This window comes from Zongyangia hominis (genome assembly GCF_014385095.1).
GTDB classification, from domain to species: domain Bacteria; phylum Bacillota; class Clostridia; order Oscillospirales; family Ruminococcaceae; genus Zongyangia; species Zongyangia hominis.
The window spans coordinates 55,502-80,601 of record NZ_JACRTC010000004.1 but is presented as its reverse complement, the minus strand read 5'-3'; the positions used below and the strand labels follow the sequence as shown (position 1 = coordinate 80,601).

Annotated in this window: 18 protein-coding genes and 1 pseudogene; 10 read left to right on the top strand and 9 right to left on the bottom strand. The window is 54.1% G+C overall.

Annotated elements, in window-relative coordinates; genetic code table 11:
- Positions 1 to 25: 25 nt before the first annotated feature.
- Both H8709_RS07045 and H8709_RS07040 read left to right on the top strand, forming a co-directional pair.
- Positions 26 to 637, top strand: a complete 612-nt coding sequence (locus tag H8709_RS07045) for a TetR/AcrR family transcriptional regulator (RefSeq protein ID WP_262397676.1) — start codon at positions 26 to 28, stop codon at positions 635 to 637.
- Positions 638 to 667: 30 nt separating this feature from the next.
- Positions 668 to 3,532: an InlB B-repeat-containing protein gene (locus H8709_RS07040; RefSeq protein WP_262397675.1), complete on the top strand. Its 2,865-nt coding sequence runs from the start codon at positions 668 to 670 to the stop codon at positions 3,530 to 3,532.
- 165 nt (positions 3,533 to 3,697) lie between these two features.
- Here H8709_RS07040 and H8709_RS07035 read toward each other — a convergent pair whose 3' ends face one another.
- Together H8709_RS07035 and H8709_RS07030 are read right to left on the bottom strand one after the other, a co-directional pair.
- Entirely contained in the window at positions 3,698 to 5,140 is a 1,443-nt protein-coding gene (locus H8709_RS07035) for a MobA/MobL family protein (RefSeq protein WP_262397674.1), read from the bottom strand.
- Between the two features lie 217 nt (positions 5,141 to 5,357).
- Complete coding sequence (locus H8709_RS07030) at positions 5,358 to 5,573, bottom strand: helix-turn-helix domain-containing protein (RefSeq protein ID WP_262397673.1); 216 nt, start codon at positions 5,571 to 5,573, stop codon at positions 5,358 to 5,360.
- A gap of 173 nt (positions 5,574 to 5,746) precedes the next feature.
- Here H8709_RS07030 and H8709_RS07025 point away from each other — a divergent pair, with 173 nt between their 5' ends.
- Together H8709_RS07025 and H8709_RS07020 are read left to right on the top strand one after the other, a co-directional pair.
- Positions 5,747 to 6,418 carry a helix-turn-helix domain-containing protein gene (locus H8709_RS07025; RefSeq protein ID WP_262397800.1) on the top strand — a complete coding sequence of 224 codons (672 nt, stop codon included), beginning with the start codon at positions 5,747 to 5,749 and terminating at the stop codon, positions 6,416 to 6,418.
- Positions 6,419 to 6,527: 109 nt separating this feature from the next.
- Positions 6,528 to 7,826 (top strand): tyrosine-type recombinase/integrase, encoded by a 1,299-nt coding sequence (locus tag H8709_RS07020; protein ID WP_262397672.1) that lies wholly within the window; start codon positions 6,528 to 6,530, stop codon positions 7,824 to 7,826.
- A 97-nt stretch (positions 7,827 to 7,923) separates the two neighbouring features.
- Here the strand turns inward: H8709_RS07020 and H8709_RS07015 are convergent, their stop codons facing one another.
- On the bottom strand, positions 7,924 to 9,138 hold the full coding sequence (locus H8709_RS07015; RefSeq protein WP_262397671.1) for an ABC transporter substrate-binding protein: 1,215 nt from the start codon (positions 9,136 to 9,138) through the stop codon (positions 7,924 to 7,926).
- Between the two features lie 301 nt (positions 9,139 to 9,439).
- Between H8709_RS07015 and H8709_RS07010 the strand changes: the two genes are divergently transcribed.
- The 6 genes and pseudogenes from H8709_RS07010 (at position 9,440) to H8709_RS06990 (ending at position 15,301) form a co-directional block, all read left to right on the top strand.
- The gene (locus tag H8709_RS07010; protein WP_262397670.1) at positions 9,440 to 10,213 is read left to right on the top strand and encodes a nitroreductase family protein; all 774 of its coding nucleotides are present in this window, start codon (positions 9,440 to 9,442) and stop codon (positions 10,211 to 10,213) included.
- 11 nt (positions 10,214 to 10,224) lie between these two features.
- Complete coding sequence (locus H8709_RS07005; RefSeq protein ID WP_262397669.1) at positions 10,225 to 10,575, top strand: ArsR/SmtB family transcription factor; 351 nt, start codon at positions 10,225 to 10,227, stop codon at positions 10,573 to 10,575.
- A gap of 12 nt (positions 10,576 to 10,587) precedes the next feature.
- Positions 10,588 to 11,340: an EFR1 family ferrodoxin gene (locus tag H8709_RS07000; RefSeq protein ID WP_262397668.1), complete on the top strand. Its 753-nt coding sequence runs from the start codon at positions 10,588 to 10,590 to the stop codon at positions 11,338 to 11,340.
- 213 nt (positions 11,341 to 11,553) lie between these two features.
- Positions 11,554 to 11,757: pseudogene (locus H8709_RS11875) on the top strand (GntR family transcriptional regulator); the annotation flags it as partial.
- A gap of 147 nt (positions 11,758 to 11,904) precedes the next feature.
- A complete protein-coding gene (locus H8709_RS06995; RefSeq protein ID WP_262397667.1) occupies positions 11,905 to 13,044 on the top strand; it encodes a GntR family transcriptional regulator in 1,140 nt (379 codons plus the stop codon).
- Between the two features lie 568 nt (positions 13,045 to 13,612).
- Positions 13,613 to 15,301: an FAD-dependent oxidoreductase gene (locus H8709_RS06990; RefSeq protein WP_262397666.1), complete on the top strand. Its 1,689-nt coding sequence runs from the start codon at positions 13,613 to 13,615 to the stop codon at positions 15,299 to 15,301.
- A 238-nt stretch (positions 15,302 to 15,539) separates the two neighbouring features.
- Here the strand turns inward: H8709_RS06990 and H8709_RS06985 are convergent, their stop codons facing one another.
- The 6 genes from H8709_RS06985 to glmU form a co-directional block, all read right to left on the bottom strand.
- Complete coding sequence (locus H8709_RS06985) at positions 15,540 to 16,007, bottom strand: hypothetical protein (protein ID WP_262397665.1); 468 nt, start codon at positions 16,005 to 16,007, stop codon at positions 15,540 to 15,542.
- Between the two features lie 321 nt (positions 16,008 to 16,328).
- A complete protein-coding gene (locus H8709_RS06980; RefSeq protein WP_262397664.1) occupies positions 16,329 to 17,420 on the bottom strand; it encodes a hypothetical protein in 1,092 nt (363 codons plus the stop codon).
- A 146-nt stretch (positions 17,421 to 17,566) separates the two neighbouring features.
- Complete coding sequence (gene mfd / locus H8709_RS06975) at positions 17,567 to 21,055, bottom strand: transcription-repair coupling factor (RefSeq protein ID WP_262397663.1); 3,489 nt, start codon at positions 21,053 to 21,055, stop codon at positions 17,567 to 17,569.
- Between the two features lie 63 nt (positions 21,056 to 21,118).
- Entirely contained in the window at positions 21,119 to 21,994 is an 876-nt protein-coding gene (gene pth, locus H8709_RS06970; protein WP_316248751.1) for an aminoacyl-tRNA hydrolase, read from the bottom strand.
- Positions 21,995 to 22,551: 557 nt separating this feature from the next.
- Positions 22,552 to 23,508, bottom strand: coding sequence for a ribose-phosphate pyrophosphokinase (locus H8709_RS06965; RefSeq protein ID WP_262397662.1), 957 nt, complete (start codon positions 23,506 to 23,508; stop codon positions 22,552 to 22,554).
- Between the two features lie 185 nt (positions 23,509 to 23,693).
- Positions 23,694 to 25,058: a bifunctional UDP-N-acetylglucosamine diphosphorylase/glucosamine-1-phosphate N-acetyltransferase GlmU gene (gene glmU / locus H8709_RS06960; RefSeq protein ID WP_262397661.1), complete on the bottom strand. Its 1,365-nt coding sequence runs from the start codon at positions 25,056 to 25,058 to the stop codon at positions 23,694 to 23,696.
- Positions 25,059 to 25,100: the final 42 nt, after the last annotated feature.

The window sequence follows — 25,100 nt, the reverse complement described above, 5'->3', positions numbered from 1 at the left end:
ATGTTACAAGGAAGGAGGTAATATATTGCGCCCCCAAAATGAAGAAGCCCGCAGGGCAAAGCAAATTGAGATAATGGAAAACAGCTTCAACTGCTATGCGGAGAACGGATTTTCCTCTGTCGGAATAAAAGCGATTGCAAAGGCCTGCGATTGCAGTGTTGCGACACTGTATCTGTATTTTGACAATCTCGACGACCTTATCGTTAAGTCCACCGAATACTGCATGAGTAAGGTGGAAGATGAGTTTATGGCGAAAGCTCCCACGGATGTGGAGGACCTGTGGCGGTTTATTGACGAGATACCCTATTGGACAGCAAAAAACCATGGCAAGAAATACCGCCTGATGTATCAAATCTACACCCACCCCAAATACAGGGAATACGGACAGAAGTTCTTTAAGGGTGTAGATGAACGATATACCGAATATGCCAAGAGTTTAGAACCAAAGCTGGGGATTCCATACGAAAAACTGACGCCACTGATTTTCATTCTAATCAGAGCCTGCGTGCACTACGCACTCTTTGAGGATGAGTTCTATCTGAAATCCCAGATAGAAGTGCTGAAGGAAACCCTTGCACTCTTTATCGAGAAATACAACCCGAAAGCAAGGTCGGGTACTGTTACAGAATTAGTTTAATTAAAAATATTCTCTTAGGAGGAAGATTCAATGAAAAAACGAATTTTAAGTATCGTGCTTACCCTTTGCATGGTGCTGATGCTCTGCCCGGTGACGGCCTTTGCGGCCAACGACGATGCCACTGAGCTGCAGAGCCTGCTCAGCGGCGGCGGCACGGTAACGCTGGACAAGGATTATACCATCGACTCAACTCTGGACGTGGATAGAACAGTTACCCTTGACCTTAACGGTCATGTGATAAAAATGACCGGCAGCGGCACTGTGATTATCATCGGAAGCCAAGCAAATCTGACGATGATAGACAGCAACAACACCGCAACTCACACAGACAGCACTTTACCTGCCGGCGGCGTGATCACCGGCGGCAATGCAACACAAAACGGAGGTGGAGTATATGTCGGCGGTGGCTGCAGCATGACCATGACCGGCGGCACCATTGAGAATTGCAGTGCAACAGGTGGAGGCGGTGTGTATGTCTTCCATTCTGGCTCCTTTACCATGGAGGATGGCACCATTGAGAATTGCAGTGCCACATATGGAGGCGGTGTGTATGTCGACAAAAGCACCTTTGCCATGGAGGGCGGCACCATTGAGAATTGCAGTGCAAAATCTGGAGGCGGTGGCGGCATATATGTTTCCAGTGGTACCTTTACCATAGGGGATGGTGAAATTAAGAATTGCAAATCATCATTTGGCGGTGGCGGTTTGTATATTGTAGCTTCAGGATCCGGTGGTCTTTCTACGTTTACCATGACCGGCGGCATTATTGAGAATTGTACATCAAAATATGTATCAGAATCCGCTGCTATTTTTGCCAGCAATTCGAATATTCTCGCAAACGGCGGTATTGTGAAAGACATGGTTTATTTACAACCAAACAGCACGATTCAAACCACAAGCTCCAATAGCTATACCAGGTTTTATGAAAAGGTTACAAACAAGGGAACCATCAGCAGCGGTGTTTACTACGGCGGTATTCAGGATAGTTCAGGCACGGTCAGCGGCACATATCACACCGTCAGCTTTGACTCAAACGGCGGCAGAGGCTCCGTACCTACCCAGTGGTTTGTCAATACAGATAAGGCAACGGCGCTTCAGCCTGCCGATCCCACAAAGAACGGATACCAAGCCTTTGACGGTTGGTACAACGGCGATACAAAGTACGATTTCAACCTACCCGTTACACAAACCATTACCTTGAAGGCAAAATACAAAGATGCGATAACTTATAATATTTCCTATGATTTAGACGGCGGTACGGCAACTAACCCGGCAACATATAATGCGGAAAGTGATGCGATTACGCTCAACAATCCTGTAAAGACCGGCTACACCTTTACCGGCTGGAGCGGAACAGGCTTAACCGGCGAAAACAATATGACCGTTATCATTGCGAAAGGCAGTACAGGTGACAGAGCCTATACGGCGCATTATACCGAGAAAAATAGTTTCACCGTTGCATTTGATACCAATGGCGGTAGCGGTATAAGTGATAAAACAGGTGTTAAATGGACGGATAAAGTACTTGACGGTATTACGAATCCGACAAAGGACGGCTTTGATTTTACCGGCTGGAAGTGCGGGGATATGACCGTAAACGCAAACACTATGTATTCCGATCTTGCGGCTAATGATACTGTTACAAGTGTTACACTTGTTGCCCAGTGGAAGGATATTCAAAAGCCTGTAATCACAGGACTTGAAAACGGCAATATCTACTGCGATGCGGTAGAGTTTGAAGTCTGCGATAACGACGGTATTGCAAGCGTAAAGGCAAACGATGTTGAATTAACAGCCACTGACGGCAAATATACTCTTGCAAAAGGGGTTGGTAAGGTAACTGTTGTTGTTACAGACAATGCAGGCAACACCGCACAGGTTTGTGTAACAGTCAATAACGGACACACAGCGGGTAATGATGACGGCAACTGTTCAACACCTGTTTACTGCATTTATCATCCCGATACGGTTGTGGTTGCGGCGAAATCTCACGATTTCAGCGGCGAATGGCAGAAAAACGGCACAGACCACTGGCACATTTGTCAAAATGATGGCTGTACCGTCGCCGAAACCGAAACACCTCACTCCTGCACGGATGACGGCGACTGCACAACTGCAGTTGTCTGCGAATGCGGATATGTAATTACTGCGGCAAATGCCAAGCACACCTACGGCGAATGGCAGTCAAACAGTGATGACACACATACACGCTACTGCACCGTTGATGGCTGCAGCGGCTATGAAGACGGCAACTGCGCAGGCGGTGAAGCTACCTGTGTAGCCAAAGCAGTCTGCGACACCTGCAAGGCAGAATACGGCGAGATTGACAGTGCAAATCATAATCTTGAAAAAATTCCTGCAAAGGATGCAACTGTTACAGAAACAGGAAACACAGAGTATTGGCATTGTCAGGATTGCGGCAAATACTTCGCCGATGAAAACGGCACAAAGGAAATCAAGCTTGAGGACACAATAATCTCAAAGCTCTCGCCTGAAATTATCGAGGGTAAAGGACAAAGCATAACAGCAGGAGAAAAGAAAGAGCTTATTTTCAAATCCAATGCGGCGTTCAGCGATTTTATCCGAGTTGAGCTTGACGGAAAAAACCTTGATGCGAAAAATTATACCGTCAAGGAAGGCAGTACGGTTGTAACCTTAAAGGCTGATTATGTAGCAACACTTTCAGCCGGCGAGCATACCATCGGCATTGTATCCGAAAGCGGTACAGCTACCACAACATTTACCGTGAATGCGAAAGCAGTAGTAGATAACGATACAAAGTCTCCTCAGACCGGAGATAACAGCCATATGGCATTGTGGATTGCACTTCTCTTTATGAGCGGAGCAGGCGTAATCGGAACTATGGTTTACGGTAAGAAGAAAAGAGCGAAATAAAATCATATAAGTGTGCTTATCACACTTACAACAGTCCCTCCTGTCAGATACAAACTGACAGGAGGGCTTTCTTACTTTATAGTGAAATTGGATAAGTATTTCAAGGATATATGTAATCCCGCAAGGCAGAGGTTCTGCCCTGCGGTGTCGTTTTCGGTGTCAAAACTATCTTTCTCTGTCTTGGGACTTCTTTCGTGTTCTTTGCTGCTTGCCCTCTGCCTGTAACTGTCTGAGCCTGTCTCGGACGCTTTCTTTTTCAGGCGGTCTTTGGGTCTTTTCTTTCTCCTGAACCTGCTGTTCCCATCTGGCAAGGTCACGGTTGTACTGCTCTACAACACCCTCCATTTTTCGGAAGGTATCCATAAACGCCTGTACATCGGGATAACCGTCTGCTTTCAGTGTGTCAGGGATTTTGTCCAGCTTATCAGCGATTTCCCTTTCGGTCTGCTGTATCTGCGCTTCCAACGCTTTACGCTCCTTGCCCTTGAAAATACCCTTTGTTTCGGCAAGCTGCTGTTTCAGGTCGGGTAGCACCTTGTCCTGCAAGTGTTTGATTTCTTTTGCCTTATCCTGCAGTTTTATCATCAGGTTGCGCATATGACGGAACTCCGCCATATCTATATCCAGTGTAGGCTTTGGCGGCATATCCTTTTCTCGGATAAGATTTTGCAGAAAATCTTTTGCCTTACTCACGATACTGCGGAACAGGTTGGGAAGCCAACCGCTGTCACGGATAGACTGGCTGACTTTTTCGTGGATCTGCGTCTGCTTGACCTCCAATATCGTTTCTTCCGAAATGCCTGTGATAAGTGCCATATCCGCTGTTCGATTCCACTCCTGCCTTGCGGCATTGTCGGCTTTGATTTCTTCCTCTCGCGGATTGTTCTTGCCGATTTTTTTGGTAGGCAGATACACACCGTTTTTGTCAAAGACCTTGAGCTGCTGTTCGGGGTCTGCGATATGGCGGTTGATATGGGCGGTGTAAACCTGCTTGACTTCATCAAGAAAGGGTTCGCTTTTGAAACGCTCGTCTTTGGTGGTAAAGAGGTGGCTTTCGTAAGTCTCACCTTTTTTGATGACTGTACAGCCTTTTCGTATCTGTCCGTCCTCCCCGGTGATTTCTTTCTTGGTGCGTACCCTTTGCCCTGCTTCATCAAAGAAAACGCTTCGGGTGGCTACCTTTACATCAGGCTCCGGGAGCAGCTTTCGTTCGCTGAAAATCAGGTGGATATGGTAGTTGGTCTTTCGTTTGTTGTGATGGAGTGCCGACACACATTCCACGCCGTACCGCTTGCGAAACAGGTCTGTGAAGTCCTTCAGCACCTTGTCGGGGTCAAATTTAGTGTAGAGTTCCGGCAGGGCGATGATAAGCTCCCTTGCTTCGATACACTTTCCTGTGGTGCCGCTTCGCTTAAATTCCTGCTGACTTTCCCTTGCAAGATTGTTCCAAAAGGTATTGTCTGCGGTGCGGTAGGTGGCATACAGGTTCTCCTGTTTTGCCTTGCTTGTGATATACGAAATGCGTCCTTTGACATTTGGCAGCTTCGACATCTGAATGAAGCTGTGTCTTGCCATAGTGTCCTTTCTCCCGTATTGGGGCGTTCTCATTTTGCAACCGACTTGTCGGTTGCGGCTGTTCCGATGGCATTTGACAGAGGGACAGCAACAGAAAATTGCGATGCAATTTTCTCTGTATCATAGCAGAGGGAGTGCGCCGATGCTGTGATACAGGCTCCCTGCAAGGGCGAAATACCCGGAGTACAAATCGTCAGATTTGTGCGAGGGGTGTATTTCGCTCTCAAACGCCGAGGGCTCCCCGAACGGTTTACTCTACCTTTCGGACATCATCCTGACACAGTAGGTTTCTGCCCTGATTGACGGTCATAAAACGTTCCAGTGTATCCCTGCGGATGATGGTTTTTCGTCCGACCTTCAGAACAGGCAGCTTGCCCCAGTCTACCAACTTACGCATGGTATTTCTCCCGATGCCCGTACATTCGGCAGCTTCTTCGATGGTAAGTCCCATTTTGGTTGTGCTCATATTCATTCCTCCTTTGTAAAATACTTGTTTTGCAACTCTACAATCATAATTATACTTATTTTGCTATCTTGTGTCAACCTATTTTGCAACCTGTTATTAAATATTTTTGAGAAAATATGCAAAATAGGGTTGCAAATTGCGTACCTTTGTGTTATGATTATATTCGCAAGGAGGTGAAAACCTTGAAAGAAGAAATTACATTCACCGCAAAACAGGTCGGTGGACGAGTGAAGGAACGAAGATTGGAACTGAATCTCACAATGCCGGAACTCGGAAAACGCATAGGAGTGAACAAATCCACCATCCAGCGATATGAAGCAGACGGTGTTGATCCGAAGCGAACCATGATTATCAACGGACTGGCAGAAGCACTTCTGACCACTCCCGAATGGCTGACAGGTCTTTCCGAAGAAAAGGAATATGACACCAAAACGCTCTGCCAGAGAGACATTGAAAGTCACATTGCAAAATACCTTGACAGCGTGAGCGTTGTTCAGGGAGAGCCGCACCAGCAGCTTCTGACCACATTTCTCGGAAAGATGATAGACCTGTACTCGGTACTCTGTTATCACTTTGCTGATGCTATGGCAGAGGTTGACCGTGTAGCTGCTGACGAGGGGCTGAAAGAATCGCTGATGCGATATGCCATTGAATCGGGCGCAATCACAGAAAAGGTCTATCGTAACGAAATGGAAGCACCGATCGAAGATATGAAACGATTTCTTGACGGGATTTTACATATCTACGATGAGGGTCGCACAAAGGTATCCATGGGCGAACTCTTCGGGATAGTGTCGGCAGCCGAGGAAAGGCTGGCCGAAAAGAAAATTTCCGTGGCACCTTGACAAATGAAAATGCCGGCTGAAATAACAACCGGCAAGTGACGCTATTTACTTTACGCACACCATATGTCACAGTCCCGATTGCCACGGATAGAAAGGAGAAATTATATCTATGGCAAAAGGTTCTGTAAGAAAGAAAGGCAAAAAGTGGTACTACCGCTTTTATATCGAAGATGAAAGCGGAAACCGTGTGCAGAAGGAGTTCCCCGGAACAGAAAGCAAGGCGGAAACAGAAGCACTGCTGCGAAAGGCAATGGAGGACTACGAGGAAAAGAAATTTGTTGCTAAAACGGAGAATGTTACGGTGGGAATGCTGTTAGATCAATGGGTAGAGGAAGAACTGAAGCCCGGTAATCTGAGTAACGGTACGGTTATGGCGTATCAGGGTACAGTCAACCGTATCAAGCAGCACCCTATCGGCAACCGAAAACTGAAAAGTGTAACGGCTGACCATTTACAGGCATATATCGACCTTCTCAGCTTCGGCGGTACAAATCCCGACGGCACACAGGCAAAGGCACTCAGTAAAGGGTATCTGCGATTGTTCTCGGCAGTCCTGCAAGGGGCGTTCCGTTTTGCGGTGTTCCCGAAAAGGCTGATTTCCTTTAACCCGATGCAGTATGTAGTGTGGAGGGGCAAAAAGGAAGAATACGAACTGTTCTCGGACGAGGACGGTGATGTGGCTTCCGCCCCCACAATCAGCCATGAGCAATATTTGCAACTGGAAGATTTCTTGAAAAAGAAAGATAATCCCGCTCTGCTGCCCATTCAAATCGCCTACTACACGGGACTTCGCATTGGCGAGGTATGCGCTCTTACTTGGCAGGACATCAACCTTAATGAACAGTACCTCACGGTACGCCGCAGTATGCGCTACAACGGAGCAAGGCACAAGACAGAGATAGGAGCAACGAAGCGTAAGAAAGTCCGCACTGTTGACTTCTGCGACACGCTGGCGGCAATCCTTAAGGCAGCCAAAGCCGAGCAGCATAAAAACCGCTTCCGCTACGGAGAACTTTACAGCCTCAACTACTACCGTGAAGTCAAAGAAAAAGACCGTACTTATTACGAGGTTTACAGTCTGCCGAGAACGGAAGAAGTCCCGGAGGGGTACAAGGAAATATCCTTTGTCTGCCTCAGACCGGACGGGGCGTTTGAATCGCCGAGTACGGTAGGGATTATGTGCAGGGCGGCAAGGAAAAAGGTTGAGGGATTGGAGGACTTCCATTTCCACCAGCTACGCCACACCTTCACAAGTAATCTGCTCTCAAATGGGGCTGCTCCAAAGGATGTGCAGGAGCTTCTCGGACACGCTGATGTCAGTACCACAATGAACATCTACGCTCACGCTACAAGGGAAGCGAAGCGTACTTCCGCAAGGCTGCTGGATAAGGTAGTCGGCGGCGAATAACAAAATTTTCCCTTGTTTCGGCTCATAAGGGCAAAAACAAGGGAAAATACATAAGGTTTGAGAATTACACTGGCGAAAAGCCTTGAAAATGCAGGGTTTACAGAGGGTTTAATAGATAAATGGGAATTTGCAAATTGTCATCCGAGCCCAGCACGCTTCTGCCGTTGCTCAGATAGGGACCGATAGGCTGGACGGCCTTATCTTCCGCCAGACGGTTTTCTTTCAGCGGACTAAACGAGCTTTGGCTGTTGACAAATTTCCACATAGCGTCGGGCTGGGTAATATACTCCAGGAATTGCTTAGCCTCCTTCACATGCGCACTGTCCGCGTTAATGCTGACGCGGGTATCCACATTGATGACCAGTACGCTGCCATCCTCCAAGATGGGATAAGGCTGAACCGTGAAATCAAGCTTTGGCGCCAGGTCTCTGACCCGTGGCACCGCCCATGCGCCGGTCAGCATAAAGGGCCGTTCCCCACCGGCAAACAGGGTCAAGTCGTCTTTCGTTTTCGCCGTGGCCAGAGCCTCTTCCGAATCAATCCAACCCCGTGCCAGCATCTGTTCCACCAACGCAAAACCGGGCCGGAGCGTTTCCGCCAGGTCGGCGGTTCCGTTATTGAACTGTGCCAGCAGGGCGGAGGGATCCTCGTGCTGATAGATGGGAAGCAGCGACTTGGCGATGGCCACCGTTTTCAGCGATATATCATTGTTCGCTACGATGGGGGTAATTCCCTTGCCTACAAAATAGTCGCACACTGCTTCCAGTTCCGACAGATTTTCCGGCACTTTTTGCCCATGTTTCTTCAGCAAATCCAAATTGCAGTACAACCCGAATGCGGAAATGGACGTGGGGACATAATCGATGGTCCCGTCGGCGCCCATCTGGCTTCTGGCGAGATCGCTGAAGTTTTCCAGCGTGGACAAATCGGACAAATCCGCCAGTTTTCCGCGCCGCCCCAATTCCAGCATACGGGCATGATCCACCATAAAAATGTCATTTCCATTGCCTGTTGCCATCCGCTTTTCCAATACGTCAAAATACTCCGGACTCTTGATTCCATCATAAGAGATGGTAATCTCCGGGTGGGAATCCATAAATCTATGCAGGGAATCTTCGATCGCCGTGACGTTGAGCGCTTCGTATTTATAGCCGAAAAAGGTCAGCTTTGCTTGTGACGCCGCTAAAGGATCTTTCTCTATGACGATGTTCCGCCCTGGCTCACCGGCACACCCGGCCAAACTGAAAAGCAGCCCCAGGCAAAGCCCAAGACCAACCATCCTTTTCCAGCTTCCGCGTATTGTTTTTTTCATGTTTGTGATGGTCCTTTACTATTGAGATTGTAACTCTATGTTCCAAAAGGCAACGCAATCCTTGTTCAAGTCATTCTTTTGTTATTATACGGCACTCTGCACCAAAAAGCAATCGCATAGCGTGTTTTCATAATCAAAAAAGGCGGATGAAAAGTCGAATTCGAAATTGTCAAATTTTTAAGGGCGCCGCTCCTTTGCGCTCCTTGTCTTTGGTAACCAATTTCTTTACCGATGTTGCTTAAAAATGATGTGCTTGCTATAATGGTTAAAGATTGTTAACGAAAGGGGGGTTGAGAAACCGATGAATCAGCGTCAGGTAGTCATTGATACCGGCCGTTGTATCGGATGCGGCTTGTGCGGGAAGGTCTGCGCCGCACATAATATAGAGATTAACAACCAAAAGGCGGGCACCATCCTGGAGGACTGTATTCTGTGCGGGCAATGCGCGGCAGTCTGCCCGAAAGAAGCGATTTCTTTAGTTGGCTGCGGAACCGGGCAAGTGGAAAAGACGGAGGACATCCGCCTGAATCCCGAGGATGTGTTGAACGTGATTCGTTTTCGCAGGAGTATCCGCAGCTTTCGGGAAAAGGAAATCCCCAGGGAGGTCATCGAACAGATTTTAGAAGCCGGCCGGCTCACCCATACGGCCAAAAATATGCAAGATGTGTCCTTTGTTGTGCTGGAGAAAGAAAAGGACCGCATTGAGCAAATGGCGGTTAAGGTATTCAAGGCCGTCAAGCCGGTCGCGGACGTATTGAGTCCCATGGCGAGGAACAACCAGATTGACGATCACTTTTTCTTCTTCCATGCGCAGTCTGTCATCGTGATCTTGGCCAAGGATAAGACGAACGGCATTCTTGCCGCACAGAACATGGAATTTGTTGCGGAAGCGAACGGATTAGGGATGCTATACAGCGGATTTTTCACCATGGCGGCAAACGCTTCCCGGAAAATCAAAAAGGCCATCGGCATCCCAAAAGGAAAAAGGGTGGCGATGACGTTGGTAATTGGTTATCCGAACATGAAATTCCTTCGTTCGACTCCCCACAAAGAATTAGACATACGGTATCGATAGGAGAATCTGGTATGGAAAGAGAATGCGAAGAAAACCTGAAGCAAATTATCAGCGGCTTTCGAGAATGCCGAAACGCTTTTACCGCGATTGGCGATGAAACTAGGCAGCTTATCTTACTTGTGCTGTTGGAAAGCGACCTCTCCGGTATCCGGGTAGGAGAAATCGCGCAGAAAACGCATCTTACACGGCCTTCCGTTTCCCACCACCTTCAGATATTAAAGGAGGCCGGCATCGTTGCCATGCGCCGCGAGGGAACGAAAAATTATTACTATTTGAGTGCTGACGAAACACGATGGGAAGAGATTTCCGATTTGATCAATCGCATTTACGCGGGTGTTCAGCATATCAGTTCACAATCCTAAGGAGGAAAAGCGATGATTCTCTATTTTTCAGGAACAGGCAACAGCGAATACGCCGCAAAAAGAATTGGAAAAGCCATAGACGATGAGGTTGTCAATCTTTTTGAAAGGATTCAAAGTTCTGATTTTGCCAAAATGTACTCGCAACGCCCGTGGGTGGTGGTCGTCCCCACCTATGCGTGGAGAATCCCACGCATAGTGCAGAAGTGGTTGGAACAGACGCCGCTTTTCGGAAACAGCGAAATTTATTTTGTGATGACCTGCGGCGGGAGTATTGGAAACGCAGGAAAATATCTTCAAAAGCTGTGTGCCAAAAAAAAGATGACGTACCGCGGGTGCATGGGAATTCTGATGCCCGAAAACTATATCGCGCTCTTTTCCACTCCGGCTGAGGAACAAGCCAGGCCAATACTCGATCAGGCAAAAGACGTCATCGACCGCACGGCCAGGTTCCTTCAAAACGGTGAAAGCTTCCCGAAAGCGGATATTTCCTTCGGGGATAAAATGAACAGCGGCATCGTAAACGACCTTTTCTATCCGATGTTCGTCCACGCAAAGAAGTTCTATGCCACCGACGGCTGTGTTTCCTGTGGAAAATGCGTCAGCGTCTGCCCTCTTAAGAATGTCCGCCTTGAAAACGGGAAGCCCGTCTGGGGAAAAGACTGCACACACTGTATGGCGTGCATCAGCCGGTGCCCGAAAGAAGCGATTGAATATGGCAACCACAGTAAGGGCCTGCCGCGCTACACTTGTCCAGAGAACCCATAATAGGGATATATGAAAATGGGAGAGGATACCGCCAAGGTATCCTCTCCCATTTTGGGTATGCGTGAATCGGATGGGAGGCCAAATCCGCCGGTTCATTTTTCTGTTTTATATGCCGAGCAGCAGTCAACGCCACCACGTAAGGGCAGAGGGGAAAGCGCAAGTTTATCTGGCGTTTTCATGCCGGCAATGTTAAAATAAAAACAGAAGGGAGTGATGGATATGCGGAATGACGAAGGATTTGCAAACCTAATCTATGAATATTTTGTCGTCCGGTTTCATTTTCAGTATTACAAATACGGAGACAGCCTTCCGAAAATCGATGTCCTTTGCCGCCAGTTCAGCGTATCGTCGCTTACCATAAAATCTGCGTTGCAGCGACTGCAGAATGAAGGGTACATCTCCCGGTGCCACGGCCGGAGCGCCCAGGTGCTGTTCCGGCAGAGCGACGGGGAGTTGAACGACTATGCCGTCCGCTTTTTTTCAGAGCGCAGAGCCGTGATCCCCGACCTCTACCAGTCCACGGAACTGGTGGTTCTGCCGATGATGGTCAAGAGCTTCTGCCGGATGGACGAACAGGACTTCGCGATTCTCACCCGGCTGGCAGAACAGCCGGACCCGGAGGATCAGATGCGGTTGTTCTGCTATATCCTGCAAAAAGCGCAAAACCCGCTTGTCATGAACCTGTTTTGGGAAAGTACCCTGTACCTCGGCCTTCCGTTTCCCATGGAGGACAAGGGGCACCGGCTGTACGACGCTGAAACCAGCCGCAAGAGATTAAAGGAATTAATTTCCGCCGGCAGAGACCAAAACCCGGAGCACATTTATGAAGCACATCTTGCGTTTCAGCTGGACGTTTCCAAGCAGATCATTTCCTATATCAATGCCCGGATTCCGGAACAACCAAATATAGAGCCGCTCCCGTTTGTGTGGAAGGTGTACCGCGACCGGCCTGAAATTTGCGGCAGCCTGGCAATCCGGGTCATCCATGACGTCTATTTGGGTGATTTTCAGGGAATGGAATTTCTGCCATCCTACGAAAAACTGGCTGGAAAATACGGTGTATCCGTCAGCACCATGCGGCGGACCATCGGCGTGCTCAACCAGCTGGGCGCCACGCAGTCCATCAACGGCAAAGGCACCCGTATTTTAATGCTTAGCGGTTCTGAAATAGAACAGACGCCGGATCTGACCATTCCCAAAATCCGCCGTAACATGGCCTATTATCTTCAGTCGTTCGAACTGCTTGCGGAATCTTGTAAAGGCGTTATGCGTATGGCGCTGCAGGCTTTTTCCGAAAAGGAAAGAGCAGAGCTTGTGGATTTGCTGGAAGGATACCTGCGGAACAAACGGTATTATATCTCCCCGCAGAGCATCTTCGCCTTTGTCGCCGAGCACAGTCCGCTGCAGGTTATTGAAGAAATTTACGGGAAGCTCTATGGCCTGAACCTGTGGGGGTATCCCATGGCGAAATACAGGAAAGAGATGCCGGGCCTTGACCAGACTCTGATCGCATTTACCCAGGCCGTCATAGCGGCCGTTTTGGAGAACGACGCGGAGCGTTTTTCACAGACAGTCCATGCCTTTATGCAAAGCGAATACCGGATTGCGAAAGATATTTTAATAGAACACGGCTATGAGCCGGAGGATTTGAGTTCGTCGCCGTCCTTCAGCCTATTGAGCACGGAGGAAACAGCGCAACTATAAAAAACAAACGACCGACGTTGCCTCCTTTTAAAGGGGGGGGTGACGCGGCCGTTTTTGTTTTGATAGTATTTATTCAGGCAGGATCAGCCGAAAAAGCCGCTGTCTTAATAGGGATCGTCATATTGTACCGGCAAAGCCGCCGCTTCTATTTTTTGGAATCCTGCTTTTTCGTAGAAATGATGCGCCCGGCCGGTATTCTTTGAGGTATCCAGTATTGATCCGCTCAAGTCCCTGTGCAGACGCAAAGCTAAAGCGGTACACGGGACATCCAATGGATTTGTTGATGGGGATTATGGGGAAGACTAGCTCGCCGCGGGCGGCGCGCAAGCGGCTTTCCGGACGCGTATAGCCGTCCATGGTGAAAGTAATCTTTTTGTTATGACAAATTGAGCTAGCGAAGGGAGATAAAAACGTGCTATAATAGGGGCAAAGACCTGAAAGCGACGCCGGCAGGGAATCCTTTGTTTTTCCCAAGGAAGGAGCGGGTTTCCCCCTACGGGCGCCGCCGGCGGGAACATCCATACAGATGAGACCCAGCGCGGCTGGAACAGAAAGGGAGGTAGTTTTTTTGAAAACAGTCATTGTTGGTGGTGTGGCAGGCGGCGCGGGCGCCGCGGCCAGACTTCGGAGAAACGACGAGAAGGCGCAGATTATCATGATGGAAAAGGGGGAGTACATCTCCTTTGCCAACTGCGGCCTCCCCTATTATATCGGCGATGTGATCACCGACCGGTGGGAACTGTTATTGCAGACGCCGGAAAGCTTCCACGCCCGTTTTAACGTGGACGTCCGGGTGCGAAACGAGGTGCTCTCGGTCGACACCAAGGAAAAGACGGTCACCGTCCTCGACCACGCCCAGAATAAGACCTACACCGAAAGCTACGACAAGCTGATCCTTTCCCCGGGCGCCAGCCCCATCGTCCCCGCCATGGAAATGGAGGGCAAAGAACGGATCTTTACCCTGCGCAGCATCCCCGACACCGACCGGATCAAGGCCTATGTGTCCGAGCACGCGCCCAAGACCGCCGTGGTCATCGGCGGCGGCTACATCGGTCTGGAGATGGCCGACAATCTCTGCCACTTAGGCCTTAAGGTCAGCGTGGTGGAGGCGGCTCCCCACGTGATCGCCAGCTTAGACGAGGACATGAGCCATGAGGTCCACAACCACCTGCGGGCCAAGGGGCTGGATCTGCATCTGGGCGCCACCGCCCAGCGGATCACCGCCGACGCGGTGGTTTTGTCCGACGGCAATCAGGTCCCGGCGGATCTGGTGATCCTCTCCATCGGCGTGCGCCCCGAGACGGGCTTCCTCCGGGACAGCGGCGTGGAGCTGGGGCCCCGGGGTGAAATCATCGTGGACCAATACCTGAAAACCAATGTGCCCGACGTCTACGCGGTGGGCGACGCCATCGGCGTCAAGACCTTCGGCGCCGGCGCCGCCGCCGTCATCCCGCTGGCGGGCCCGGCCAACAAACAGGCCCGCATGGTGGCCGACAACCTCTGCGGTATCCCCAGAGCTTACCATGGCACCCAGGGAACCGCCATCGCCAAAGTCTTCGACCTGACCGTGGCCGTCACTGGCGAAAATGAGACCACCCTCGCCCGTGCGGGCATCTCCTATAAAAAGACCTTCACCATCTCCGCCTCCCACGCCGGTTACTACCCCGGCGGCAGCACCATGATCGTCAAGCTCCTCTACACCCCCGAGGGCAAGGTGCTGGGCGGCCAGATCGTGGGCCGGGACGGCGTGGACAAACGGATGGATGTGCTGGCGGGCGCCATCCGCGCCGGAATGAGCGTCTTTGACCTCCAGGAGCTGGAACTGAGCTACGCGCCCCCCTTCTCCTCGGCCAAGGACCCGATCAACATGGCGGGCTATGTGGCCGGCAACGTGGTGGAGGGCCGGATGACGCCCTTCTTTGTGGAGGACCTGGGGAACCTTCCCGAAAACGCCTATCTTTTGGATGTGCGCACCCCCGGCGAGTACGCCAGAGGCACCATCGGAAACGCTTCCAACATTCCGGTGGACGAACTGCGTGGACGGTTGGATGAACTGCCACGGGACAAGGAAATCCATATTTTCTGCGCGGTGGGGCTTAGAGGCTATGTGGCCCAGTGCATCCTGCGCCAGAATGGCTTTGCGACCAAGAACCTGAGCGGCGGCTACCGTCTGTATTCGGCCGTCAAAAACGACCTGGACGCCCGGGGCATTGAGCTGCAAAACTGTAAACCCTGCGGCGCGCCGCTGGATGAATAAAAATGAAAAACAGCCGCCTATAGGCGGCTGTTTTTTTGCGTGCGGATGGGACGCGGTCATCCGGTCGGGCCTGTACGGCGGCTGAAGCTACCCAAAACGAAAAAGAGAGGGGCCTGTGGGCTCCTCTCTTTTTGATGCCGCGTATGCGGCAGGTCTGCTTTAGCATTAAAATTAGTATATTTTATATCATATTATCCTATTTGTAATATTAAATCACAAAAGATTTCGGCTTTTTTGCTTAGACCTGGGCGATATCCATCATGCCAGCCAATACCTCGGAGGCCTCGTTGCTACTTCCTGTATAAATAGCCAGAAGATTATCCTTTTGGTATATTTTGGTTTGATCGAAACCGCTCCCTGTCAAGTCCTGGCCGAGGAAACCCTCCAACGCTTTTTGGGCCTGGGAGGCGTCGGTGAAAGCGAAGATATACAGCGCCGGGGCGGACGATTGGTCGACGCGGACGGTATACATTTGAGCCTCCTGGAAGACAGGACCCGTCCCTTCATTTTCCAAAACGGAGCCCACCAGACCCAGTCGCCCCACCAGGGCATTGTAGACCGCCTGCGGCGTGAGCCCTTCCTCCACCCGCAGCGGGATGGCGGGGAGCTGCTCCGGGGGCGTGGGCGCCGGCCGTTTTTGACAGCCGCCAAGGGCAAAGGCCAAAATGGCCAGGCAGACAAGCAAAATGGTTTTCATCGGTTTCATCGGCGTCCCTCCTCACTGGATGTTTCATGGGCTCTTCTAATCATATAGTGCGGGGGCCCGCAGAATTTGTTGCATCCCATGAAAAAAGAAAAAAGGAACCGATTCGGCCAAAAGCTGCAAGGAAAGCATCGGCGCCACATCCGCGCCCAGGGCAGCAAAAAGTCTCGCTGGTAAGACGGGACTGCCGGTAGAGACCCCTGTGCCCAGGACGTCAAAAAGCCGCGCTGGAAAGACGAGCCGTCGGTAGGGCCCCCTGTGTCCAGGGCAGCAAAAAAGCCGCGCCCTACGGCGCGGCTTTCTCTCGTTATCGCAAGGGGAAAGCTATGCGGCGGCTTTCCCTTTCTTAAACTGCTTATTTTTGTGCTGGCTGATGGCCTTGTCATTGAAGGTCATCTGGGTGTTCTCAGCCCACTCGGCCACCTCTACATCAAAATCGTCGGCTTTCAGGTCGCTGGTCAGCTGCGCTTCCAGCGTCTTGATGGTGGTGTCGATCTCTTCAGTAATGTCCAGCTTCTGGAACACATAGTAGTAATCGGTGTCTTCCGCCTTGCCGAAAGTGCCGTTGGCCGCTTTGGCGATGGCGTCGAGCAGGTCCGCGGAAGCATTGGTGCTGTCTTTTCTCATGATGGTCAGATGGGCGTCCTTGTTGGTGTGCTTGTGGCCGTAATCGGAATCGGTGGGCTCGTAATTCTCGTCGCCCGCCTTGGCTTTGAGATAGACGTCCTCCGACTCGATGATGAGCTTGTCAAAGTCTTCCCCGGCCTGGGCGCGCTTCAGATACTCATCCCGGGAGGCTTCCGCCTTTTTGAGGTCTTCCTCGCCCAGCTGTTTGCCCTCGGTGTCGTCCTTGGAGACCATGACCACCTTAAAGCGCAGGTAGTTATCCTTGAGCTCATTTTTCAGATCGTCCTCCGAAAGACCCTTGGAGCCGCCGGGGGAATAGGTCTCCTGGAAGATGACGCTGCGTTTCATATTGTTGAGATAGATGGCGGTGATGGAATCCAGGCTGATGCCGTTGGCGTCATAGAGGCCGCTGTAATAGTTGTAGCGGTTGGCCGCCTGCTGCTCGGCATAGGCCTGCTGTTCCTCGGCCAGGGTATAGCCGCCCTCTTTGAATTTCTCCTCCACGGCCACATACTCCTTGACCGCTTGGGTGGCTTTGTCGTTGACCCAGTCATAGCAGGATTTGCCCTCGATCTGCTGGCCCCAGGCATCGCTGCCCTTGTCTTCCGCCAGATCCAGCGCCTCGGTGTAGGCTTCAAACCGCTGATAGAGATAGATGCCGATGGGAACTTTGTTTCCCTCTTTATCCGTGGCGATCCACGTGGTATCCTGCCCGGCGCATCCGGCAAACGTCAGTGCCACCATGCACATTGCCATGACCGCGGCAAGAATTTTCTTTCCGAGTTTCATTTGATTTCCTCCCAATTTTCTTACATTCTTTCACAAAGCGGGCCTTTCCGTAGAAAATGCCGCTGATAAAATAAAATTATACACGTCCGGGGCGAAAAAGTCCAGAAAAGCTGTGAAAATTCACGATTTATTGAGAAGTTTTTCGCTTATTCGCTCTCCCTGGGAGCGCTTGCCATATCCATGGCCGAGAGAATCTGCCGCATGGCGGCAAGCGGCGTCTGCTTGTCGGCGATCTTCACGGTGAGGTAGGGCTTTTGTCCGGCGCTGAGCAGCACCCGGCCCCGCAGCTCGCTGACCAGGGCCCCGATCATATTCATGTCCACCCGGGAGAGGGAGAAGACGATCTCGTTATTCTTTTGGGTGATCTCGGTGATGCCCATCCGCGCCGCGGTGCCCCGCATGAGGCTCACATCAATGAGGCCCTTGACCGACGCGGGCGGCTCCCCGAAGCGGTCGATGAGCTCATCCATCACGTCCAGGCTGTCCTCATAGGATCGGATGCCCGCGATACGCTTGTAGACCTCGATGCGCTGGGTCTGGTTCTCGATATAGCGGGGCGGGATGTGGGCCTCGATGCGGATGTCGATGAGACATTCCTCCACCGGCGTTTCGGGCGCGTCGCCCCGCTTTTGGGCCACGGCGTCGGAAAGAAGTTTGAGGTACATCTCATAGCCCACCGCCTCCATGTGGCCATGCTGCTGGGCGCCTAAGATATTGCCCGCGCCCCGGATTTCCAAGTCCCGCATGGCGATGCGAAACCCCGAGCCGAAAGAGGTAAACTCCCGGATGGCGGAGAGCCTCTTGGCGGCCACATCGGTGAGGACCTTGCCGTTTTGGAAGGTAAAGTAGGCGAAGGCCCTCCGGTTACTCCGCCCCACCCGGCCCCGGAGCTGATAGAGCTGGGAAAGGCCCATCCGGTCGGCGTCCTCGATGATGAGGGTGTTGCAGTTGGGCACGTCCACGCCGGTCTCGATGATGGTGGTGCAGACGAGAATGTCGATTTCATGGTCTAAAAGCCGCTGCCAGATGGAGGAGAGGTCCTCCTCCCCCATCTTCCCGTGGGCCACCATGATGCGGGCGTCGGGGACCATCTCCTGGATGCGCAGGGCGCAGCGGTCGATGGTCTCCACCCGGTTGTGGAGGTAGAACACCTGGCCGCCCCGCCTGAGCTCCCGCTTGATGGCGTCCCCGATGACCCCCCGGTTATATTCCAGCACATAGGTCTGCACCGGGTGGCGGTCGGAGGGGGCCTCCTCGATGACCGACATGTCCCGCATCCCCGACATGGCCATGGAAAGGGTCCGGGGGATGGGGGTGGCCGACAGGGTGAGGACGTCCACCGTGCTTCTCAGCTCCTTGAAGCGCTCCTTGTGGGCCACGCCGAAGCGCTGCTCCTCGTCGATGATCACAAGACCCAAATCCTTAAACCGCACATCCTTTTGGATGAGGCGGTGGGTGCCCACGATGATGTCGATCTCCCCGCGGGCGAGCTTTTTCACGATCTCCTGCTGCTGCTTGGGGCTTTTAAAGCGGGAGAGAATCTCCACGTTCACCGGGAAGCCCTCCATCCGGGCCAGAATGGTGTTGTAGTGCTGCCAGGCGAGAATGGTGGTGGGCACCAAAATGGCGCACTGCTTGCCGTCTAAGACGCATTTGAAGGCGCCGCGCAGGGCCACCTCGGTCTTGCCGAAGCCCACGTCGCCGCACAGAAGCCGGTCCATGGGCACGGTTCCCTCCATGTCCCCCTTCAGTTCGCTGATGCACCGCAGCTGGTCGTCGGTTTCCTCATAGGGGAAGTGCTCCTCAAACTCCCGCTGCCACTCGCTGTCGGGGGAGAAGGCGTAGCCCTTGACCTGCATCCGCTTGGCGTAGAGCTTAATAAGCTCGTCGGCCATGTCGTCCACCGCCTTTTTGACCCGGCTGCGGGTCTTCTGCCAATCGGTGGAGTTGAGCTTATTGAGGCGGATGCTGCCGTTTTCCCTGGGGCCGATGTACTTGCTCACCAAGTCGAGCTGGGTCACCGGCACATAGAGGGTGTCGGCCCCGGCGTAGCGGATTTTGATATAGTCCTTGACCACCCCGTGAATGTCCATCTTGTGGATGCCCTCGAAGACGCCGATGCCGTGGGAGATGTGGACCACATAGTCCCCCGGCGTCAGGTCGGCCAGGGAGCTAATCTTGTCCCCCGGGGCCTTGGGACGGCGCTTGCGCTTCGTTTCCCCCACCCGCCGGGCCGCCGACTGGGTGATGAGGGCAAACCGGATGCCGGGGAGGTCGAAGCCGCCGGAGAGCCCGCCCTCCAGCACATACACCCGGCCGAAGACGATGGACTTGACGTCCTCGGCAAAGTCCACCGGGAAGCCTTCCTTGCGCAGGTCGGAGACAAGGGCCTGGGCCGCCCGGCGGGTGCCGGCCAGGACGGCCACGCAATACTTCCGGTCGAGGAACCCGCGCAGGTCGTCCAAGAGATATTTGATCTCGCCGCTCCAGCCCGAAAGCTGGATGGCGTCGAAGTTGAGAAGCGTTTTGACGGGGAGTTCCGGCAGGGAGCGGGCGAAGGTCTCGAGGACCACGGTGCGGCGGCTGCACAGGGCCTGCTGGAGCTGTCCCCGCTCCAAATCGTACCGGTCCAGCCCCCGGTAGAGAACCCCCTCCTCAAAGAGCATTTTAAGGTCCTCGTCCCGCTGCCAGAGCAGGTTTTTCTGGGTCTCCCGAATTTTGATGTAGTCCGAGACAAAGAGCAGGGCGTCGGGCAGGTAGTCGAGGAGAGTCGCCCCCTCCCCATAGGCCAGGGGTAGGAAGCGGTCGAAGCTGGCGAAGGTCAGGTGATCCCGGAGCCTTTGCATGTCCCGGTCGATGTTTACCTTGGCCAGCTTCCCGGCCTTCCCCCGCTGTAAAGCGCGCAATTCGGCGAGTTTTTCCATGAGTTCGTCGGGGGAAGAAAAGAGAACCTCCCGGGCCGGGGAGACGCTCACCCGCTCCACCGGGTCGAGACGGCGCTGGGTGCCCACGTCGAAGTAGGACAGGGTGTCCACCTCGTCCCCCCAGAACTCGATGCGCACGGGGTTCGGGCTGTCGGGGGGGAAGACGTCCAGAATGCCGCCTCTCAGCGAAAATTGGCACATGCCGTCCACCTGGTCGGCCCGGACATAGCCCGCCCCCACGAGGCGCTCCAAGAGCGCTTCCAGCCGGTACTCCCCGCCCGCGGCGATCTCAAAGGCCAGCTCCCGGTAGCGCTTGGGCGGGATGGTGAGCTGGGTGAGGGCCTCCACCGAACACAGGACGATGTCGCACTCTCCGCTGAGAATCTTGCCCAGCACCGAAAGCCGGGCCTGCTCATACTCATGGGAGACGCTGTCCGCGTCCCGGAAGGTGAAGTCCCGGGCGGGGTAGACGAGTGCCCGGTTTTCTTCAAAGAGGGCGTTCATGTCCTCGCAAAGCCGGGTGGCGGACGCCTCGTCGGGGCAGAGGATCAGGGCCGGGGACTCCAGGTTGACGCAGGAGGCGTAAACCATCAGCGCCTTGTGGACCCCGGAAAGGCCGGTGAGCACCGCCGGGAGCTGACGCCTTTCCACAGCGTCGGAATACTGCCGGTATTCCTCCAGCGCGGTGAGCAAATGGGCAAGATGTTTCATGGTCTCCTCCTGTTTCATATCGAATGTGATCGGCTGCCGGTCAGCGGTTTTCACCGCCGGGCACTAGGACTGGACGGCATCCGTTTTTGCCTTTGTGTCCGCCGGGGCTTCCGGGGCGGTGTCCCGGGCCGGTGAGCCTTGGGAGCGGCCGTTGCCGGGCCCCTGGGAGGCAGGCGCGCCCTCTCCCTGCGCGGGATAATTGTTCATAGAGGGTGGCGCGTCTGTTTCCGGTGCAGACTTTCCTTTAGCAGCGGGCGCCGGGCCCTTTTCAGGCGCCTGCTTTTTCTCCGCCTTCTTGCGGCCGGTGCCGTTATAGAGGTTCATGGCCTTGTCGATGTTCCCGGCCACAATCTGCTCCACCGCGCCCTGGGCCAGGATGAAGGCGTTTTTCATCGGCTCCACTTCCTCTTTTTTAAAGCCGGAGAGGACCCAATCGGCCAGGTCGTAGTCGGGGTGGGGCTTTTTGCCCACGCCGATCTTGACCCGGGGGAAGTCGTCCCGGCCCGAAAGATAGATGATGTTCTTAATGCCGTTGTGGCCCCCGTCGGTGCCCTTCCTCCGCACCCGGATGGAACCGGGTTCCAGGGAGATGTCGTCGAAGAGGATCACCACCCGGTCCATGGGCACCTTATAGAAAGAGGCGGCCTCGGTCACCGACTGGCCGGAAAGGTTCATGAAGGTGGAGGGCTTGAGTAGGAGCACTTTTTTCCCCGCAATCACCGCTTCGCAGCACAGGCCCTTGAACCTCAGCCGGTCGATTTTGCAGTGATACTGTTCGGCAATCCGGTCAATGGCCATGAAGCCGGTATTGTGGCGGGTGCCGTCATACTTGCTGCCGGGGTTGCCCAGGCCCACGATGATGTATTCCACCGGGCCCACGGGAACCTGGGGCCGCTTGGAACTGATGAGCTCGAAGAGCCGGTCTAAGCTGCTGTTCATCTTCTTTTTCCTCTCTTTTTCACACGTTGCAGGGCAAAAAGCCCAAAATTCGCATTTTTTGCCCCACGCCAAACACAGCGGGATAGTACGCTACCCCGCTGCTTTGCTTTATGAAGTTGTGTCCCTCCGGGACAGGAAGACGCCCTAAGTTTGGTTGGAAACTGCGCCGCGTCGCCCGCGGCCCCTTCCGGGTCGGGTTGTCACGCCCTGGGTTTAGTTAGAGACGGTGTCGCGCCGCCCGCGCTGGCGTTGCAAACGATGCTTCAGCGCGGCATGCCCCGGCGCAGCCGGTGCTGCGTATCACGCGACGATGTGAAATCATGCGCCACAGCGCGATGTCCCCCACCGGGAGGTGGCGCCTACCGGCGAGGCAGACGCGGTCCCTACCGGGACAGGAAGCCGCGCCCTGGGTTTGGTTGGAGCCGGTATCGCGCCACCCGCGACTATGTACTTCTTTGCGCCACGGCGCGGTATGCTCCGGCGCAGCCGGCGCCGCGTATCACGCGACTATGTATTCCTGTGCGCTAAAGCGCGATTTGGGAGCGGCGGCTCGCCGCCTAGACGAAGAGGGGGGAGACGGGCTTATCCTCGTAGATGCGCTCGATGGCCTCGGCAAAGACGGGAGCCACCGGAATCATCCGAATTTTGTCGCAGTGCTTGTCGCCCAGGGGGATGGTGTCGAGCAGGACCAGCTCCTTGATGGCGGAAGCCTCGATGCGCTCGATGGCGGGACCGGACAGGACGCCGTGGGTGGCGCAGGCGTAGACCTCTTTGGCCCCGCCCTTTTCCACGATGGCGTTGGCGCCGTTGCAGAGGGTGCCCGCGGTGTCGATGAGGTCGTCGACCAGGATGACGGTCTTATCCTTGACGTCGCCGATGATGTTCATGACCTCGCTGACGTTGGCCTTGGGACGGCGCTTGTCGACGATGGCCAAGGGGCAGTCCATCCGCTCGGCAAATTTCCGGGCGCGGCCCACCGAACCCAGGTCCGGGGAGACGACGACGATGTTTTCCTTGTGGTCTTTGAACTTTTCAATGAAATGGGGAACCAGGATGGGAACACCCAGCAGGTGATCTACAGGAATGTCAAAAAAGCCCTGAATCTGGGGCGCGTGCAGGTCCATGGTCAGCACCCGGTCGGCGCCGGCGGTGGTGATCAGGTCCGCGCAGAGCTTGGCGGAAATGGGGTCTCTCGCTTTGGCCTTGCGGTCCTGACGGGCATAGCCGAAATAGGGGATGACGGCGGTAATCCGTCCGGCGCTGGCCCGTTTGAACGCGTCGATCATGATGAGCAGTTCCATCAGATGGTCGTTGACCGGCTGACAGGTGGACTGGACCACGAAGACGTCGGAGCCGCGCACCGATTCAAAGATGGAACAGGAAATCTCGCCGTCGGAGAAGGTGACCACGTCGCTCTTTCCCACGGGTAAACCCAGCTCCTTGGCCATCCGGTATGCCACTTCTTTGTTGGAGTTGCCGGAAAAAATCTTGATATCCTTGCCGTGAAGATTCATATTTTTGACTCCCTTTTCATTTTTATTCCTAGCCGATATTTTTCTTATATTTCTATGCCCGGCGCTGCCGGACAACCGATGCAAAGGAAGAGAACCAGCGCGCCGTCCCGCCGATGAAGGACGGACGCCGGACCGCCGCGGAGAGCGGCGCCAGAGGATAGGCACGCTACCGCGCTGGAATAGCGCTATTTTTTGAGTTTTTTCTCAGCGTAGCCCGCCTTGTTTTCCTGGCGGGACCGGGCGATGGCCATGGCCCCGTCCGGGACGTCCTCGGTGATGGTGGACCCGGCCGCTGTGTAAGCGCCGTCCCCCACCTTGACCGGGGCGATCAGGTTGGTGTTGCAGCCGATGAAGGCGTGATCCCCCACCGTGGTGCGGGATTTGACCCGCCCGTCGTAGTTGACGGTGACGCAGCCGCAGCCGAAGTTGACGCCTTTTCCCACGTCGGAATCCCCCACATAGGTCAGATGGGGCACCTTGGTTCCCTCGCCGATCTGGGAGTTCTTAATCTCCACAAAGTCGCCGATTTTCACCTTGTCGAGGATAACGCTGTTTGGCCGGATGTGGACGAAGGGCCCCATCTTGACGCCCTCTCCCACTTTGGAATCGTAGATCTGGCAGGCGTTGATGGTGCTGCCGCTGCCGATGACGCTGTTTTCAATCCGGGACTGGGGACCGATGACACAGTCTTCCCCGATGACGGTGTCCCCCAGGAGGATGGTGCCCGGCAGAATCCGGGTGTCCGGCCCGATTTTTACGCCGGGGGCGATGAGTACGCCGTCGAGGGAGACAAACTCCACGCCGTTTTCCATGTGGTCCTCGATGACCTTCCGCCGGGCGATTTCGGTGAGCGCATAAAGACCCTGGCGGCTGTTGGCGCCCAGGATGACGTCCGGGTTCTGAGAAAGATAGCCGCTCACCCGCCTGCCCTCCTCCACGGCGATTTTCACCGTGTCGGTCAGGTAATATTCCCCCTGGGCGTTTTGTGGGGTCAGGCGTCCCAGCGCCTCTATAAGAAACGCGCCGTCAAACCAGTAGGCACCGGAATTGACCTCTTTGATGGCCCGCTCGGTTTCGGTGGCGTCGGACTGCTCCACGATGGCGGCGATCTCCTCGCCCCGGCGGACAATCCTGCCGTAGCCGGTGGGGTCGTCAAGGCTGGCGGTGATCACGGTGACCGCCGAAGCTGTCTTCGTATGGAGGACATGGGCGCGCTCGATGGTGCCGGCGTCGATGAAGGGCGCGTCGCCGCAAAGCACCAGCACATCCCCCGGATGCTCCCGGAGGAAACCGATGCCCTGGGCCGCCGCGTGTCCGGTGCCCAGCCGCTCGGCCTGCTCGGCGAAGGAGCAGCCCTCACAGCTTTCCCGCACCAGGTCGCCGCCCCGTCCAGTGATGACGCAGATGTGTTCCATACCCGCCTGGCGCACGCTTTCCAGCACCCACTGGATCATGGGCCGTTCCAGCACCCGGCAGAGCACTTTGGGATATTTGGACTTCATTCGTTTCCCGTCGCCCGCGGCCAAAATCAGAGCGCAAACGTCGTTCAATCAATCCGCCTCCCTTTAAAGATGATGATGGCATCCGATTTG

What these genes read in the sequence shown, in the direction of transcription:
- H8709_RS07040 (WP_262397675.1), top strand. Translation starts at nt 668, where the DNA reads ATGAAAAAACGAATTTTAAGTATCGTGCTTACCCTTTGCATGGTGCTG.
- H8709_RS07035 (WP_262397674.1), bottom strand. Translation starts at nt 5,140, where the DNA reads ATGAGAACGCCCCAATACGGGAGAAAGGACACTATGGCAAGACACAGC.
- H8709_RS07030 (WP_262397673.1), bottom strand. Translation starts at nt 5,573, where the DNA reads ATGAGCACAACCAAAATGGGACTTACCATCGAAGAAGCTGCCGAATGT.
- H8709_RS07020 (WP_262397672.1), top strand. Translation starts at nt 6,528, where the DNA reads ATGGCAAAAGGTTCTGTAAGAAAGAAAGGCAAAAAGTGGTACTACCGC.
- H8709_RS07015 (WP_262397671.1), bottom strand. Translation starts at nt 9,138, where the DNA reads ATGAAAAAAACAATACGCGGAAGCTGGAAAAGGATGGTTGGTCTTGGG.
- H8709_RS07010 (WP_262397670.1), top strand. Translation starts at nt 9,440, where the DNA reads ATGAATCAGCGTCAGGTAGTCATTGATACCGGCCGTTGTATCGGATGC.
- H8709_RS07005 (WP_262397669.1), top strand. Translation starts at nt 10,225, where the DNA reads ATGGAAAGAGAATGCGAAGAAAACCTGAAGCAAATTATCAGCGGCTTT.
- H8709_RS07000 (WP_262397668.1), top strand. Translation starts at nt 10,588, where the DNA reads ATGATTCTCTATTTTTCAGGAACAGGCAACAGCGAATACGCCGCAAAA.
- H8709_RS06995 (WP_262397667.1), top strand. Translation starts at nt 11,905, where the DNA reads ATGGACGAACAGGACTTCGCGATTCTCACCCGGCTGGCAGAACAGCCG.
- H8709_RS06985 (WP_262397665.1), bottom strand. Translation starts at nt 16,007, where the DNA reads ATGAAACCGATGAAAACCATTTTGCTTGTCTGCCTGGCCATTTTGGCC.
- H8709_RS06980 (WP_262397664.1), bottom strand. Translation starts at nt 17,420, where the DNA reads ATGAAACTCGGAAAGAAAATTCTTGCCGCGGTCATGGCAATGTGCATG.
- mfd (WP_262397663.1), bottom strand. Translation starts at nt 21,055, where the DNA reads ATGAAACATCTTGCCCATTTGCTCACCGCGCTGGAGGAATACCGGCAG.
- pth (WP_316248751.1), bottom strand. Translation starts at nt 21,994, where the DNA reads ATGAACAGCAGCTTAGACCGGCTCTTCGAGCTCATCAGTTCCAAGCGG.
- H8709_RS06965 (WP_262397662.1), bottom strand. Translation starts at nt 23,508, where the DNA reads ATGAATCTTCACGGCAAGGATATCAAGATTTTTTCCGGCAACTCCAAC.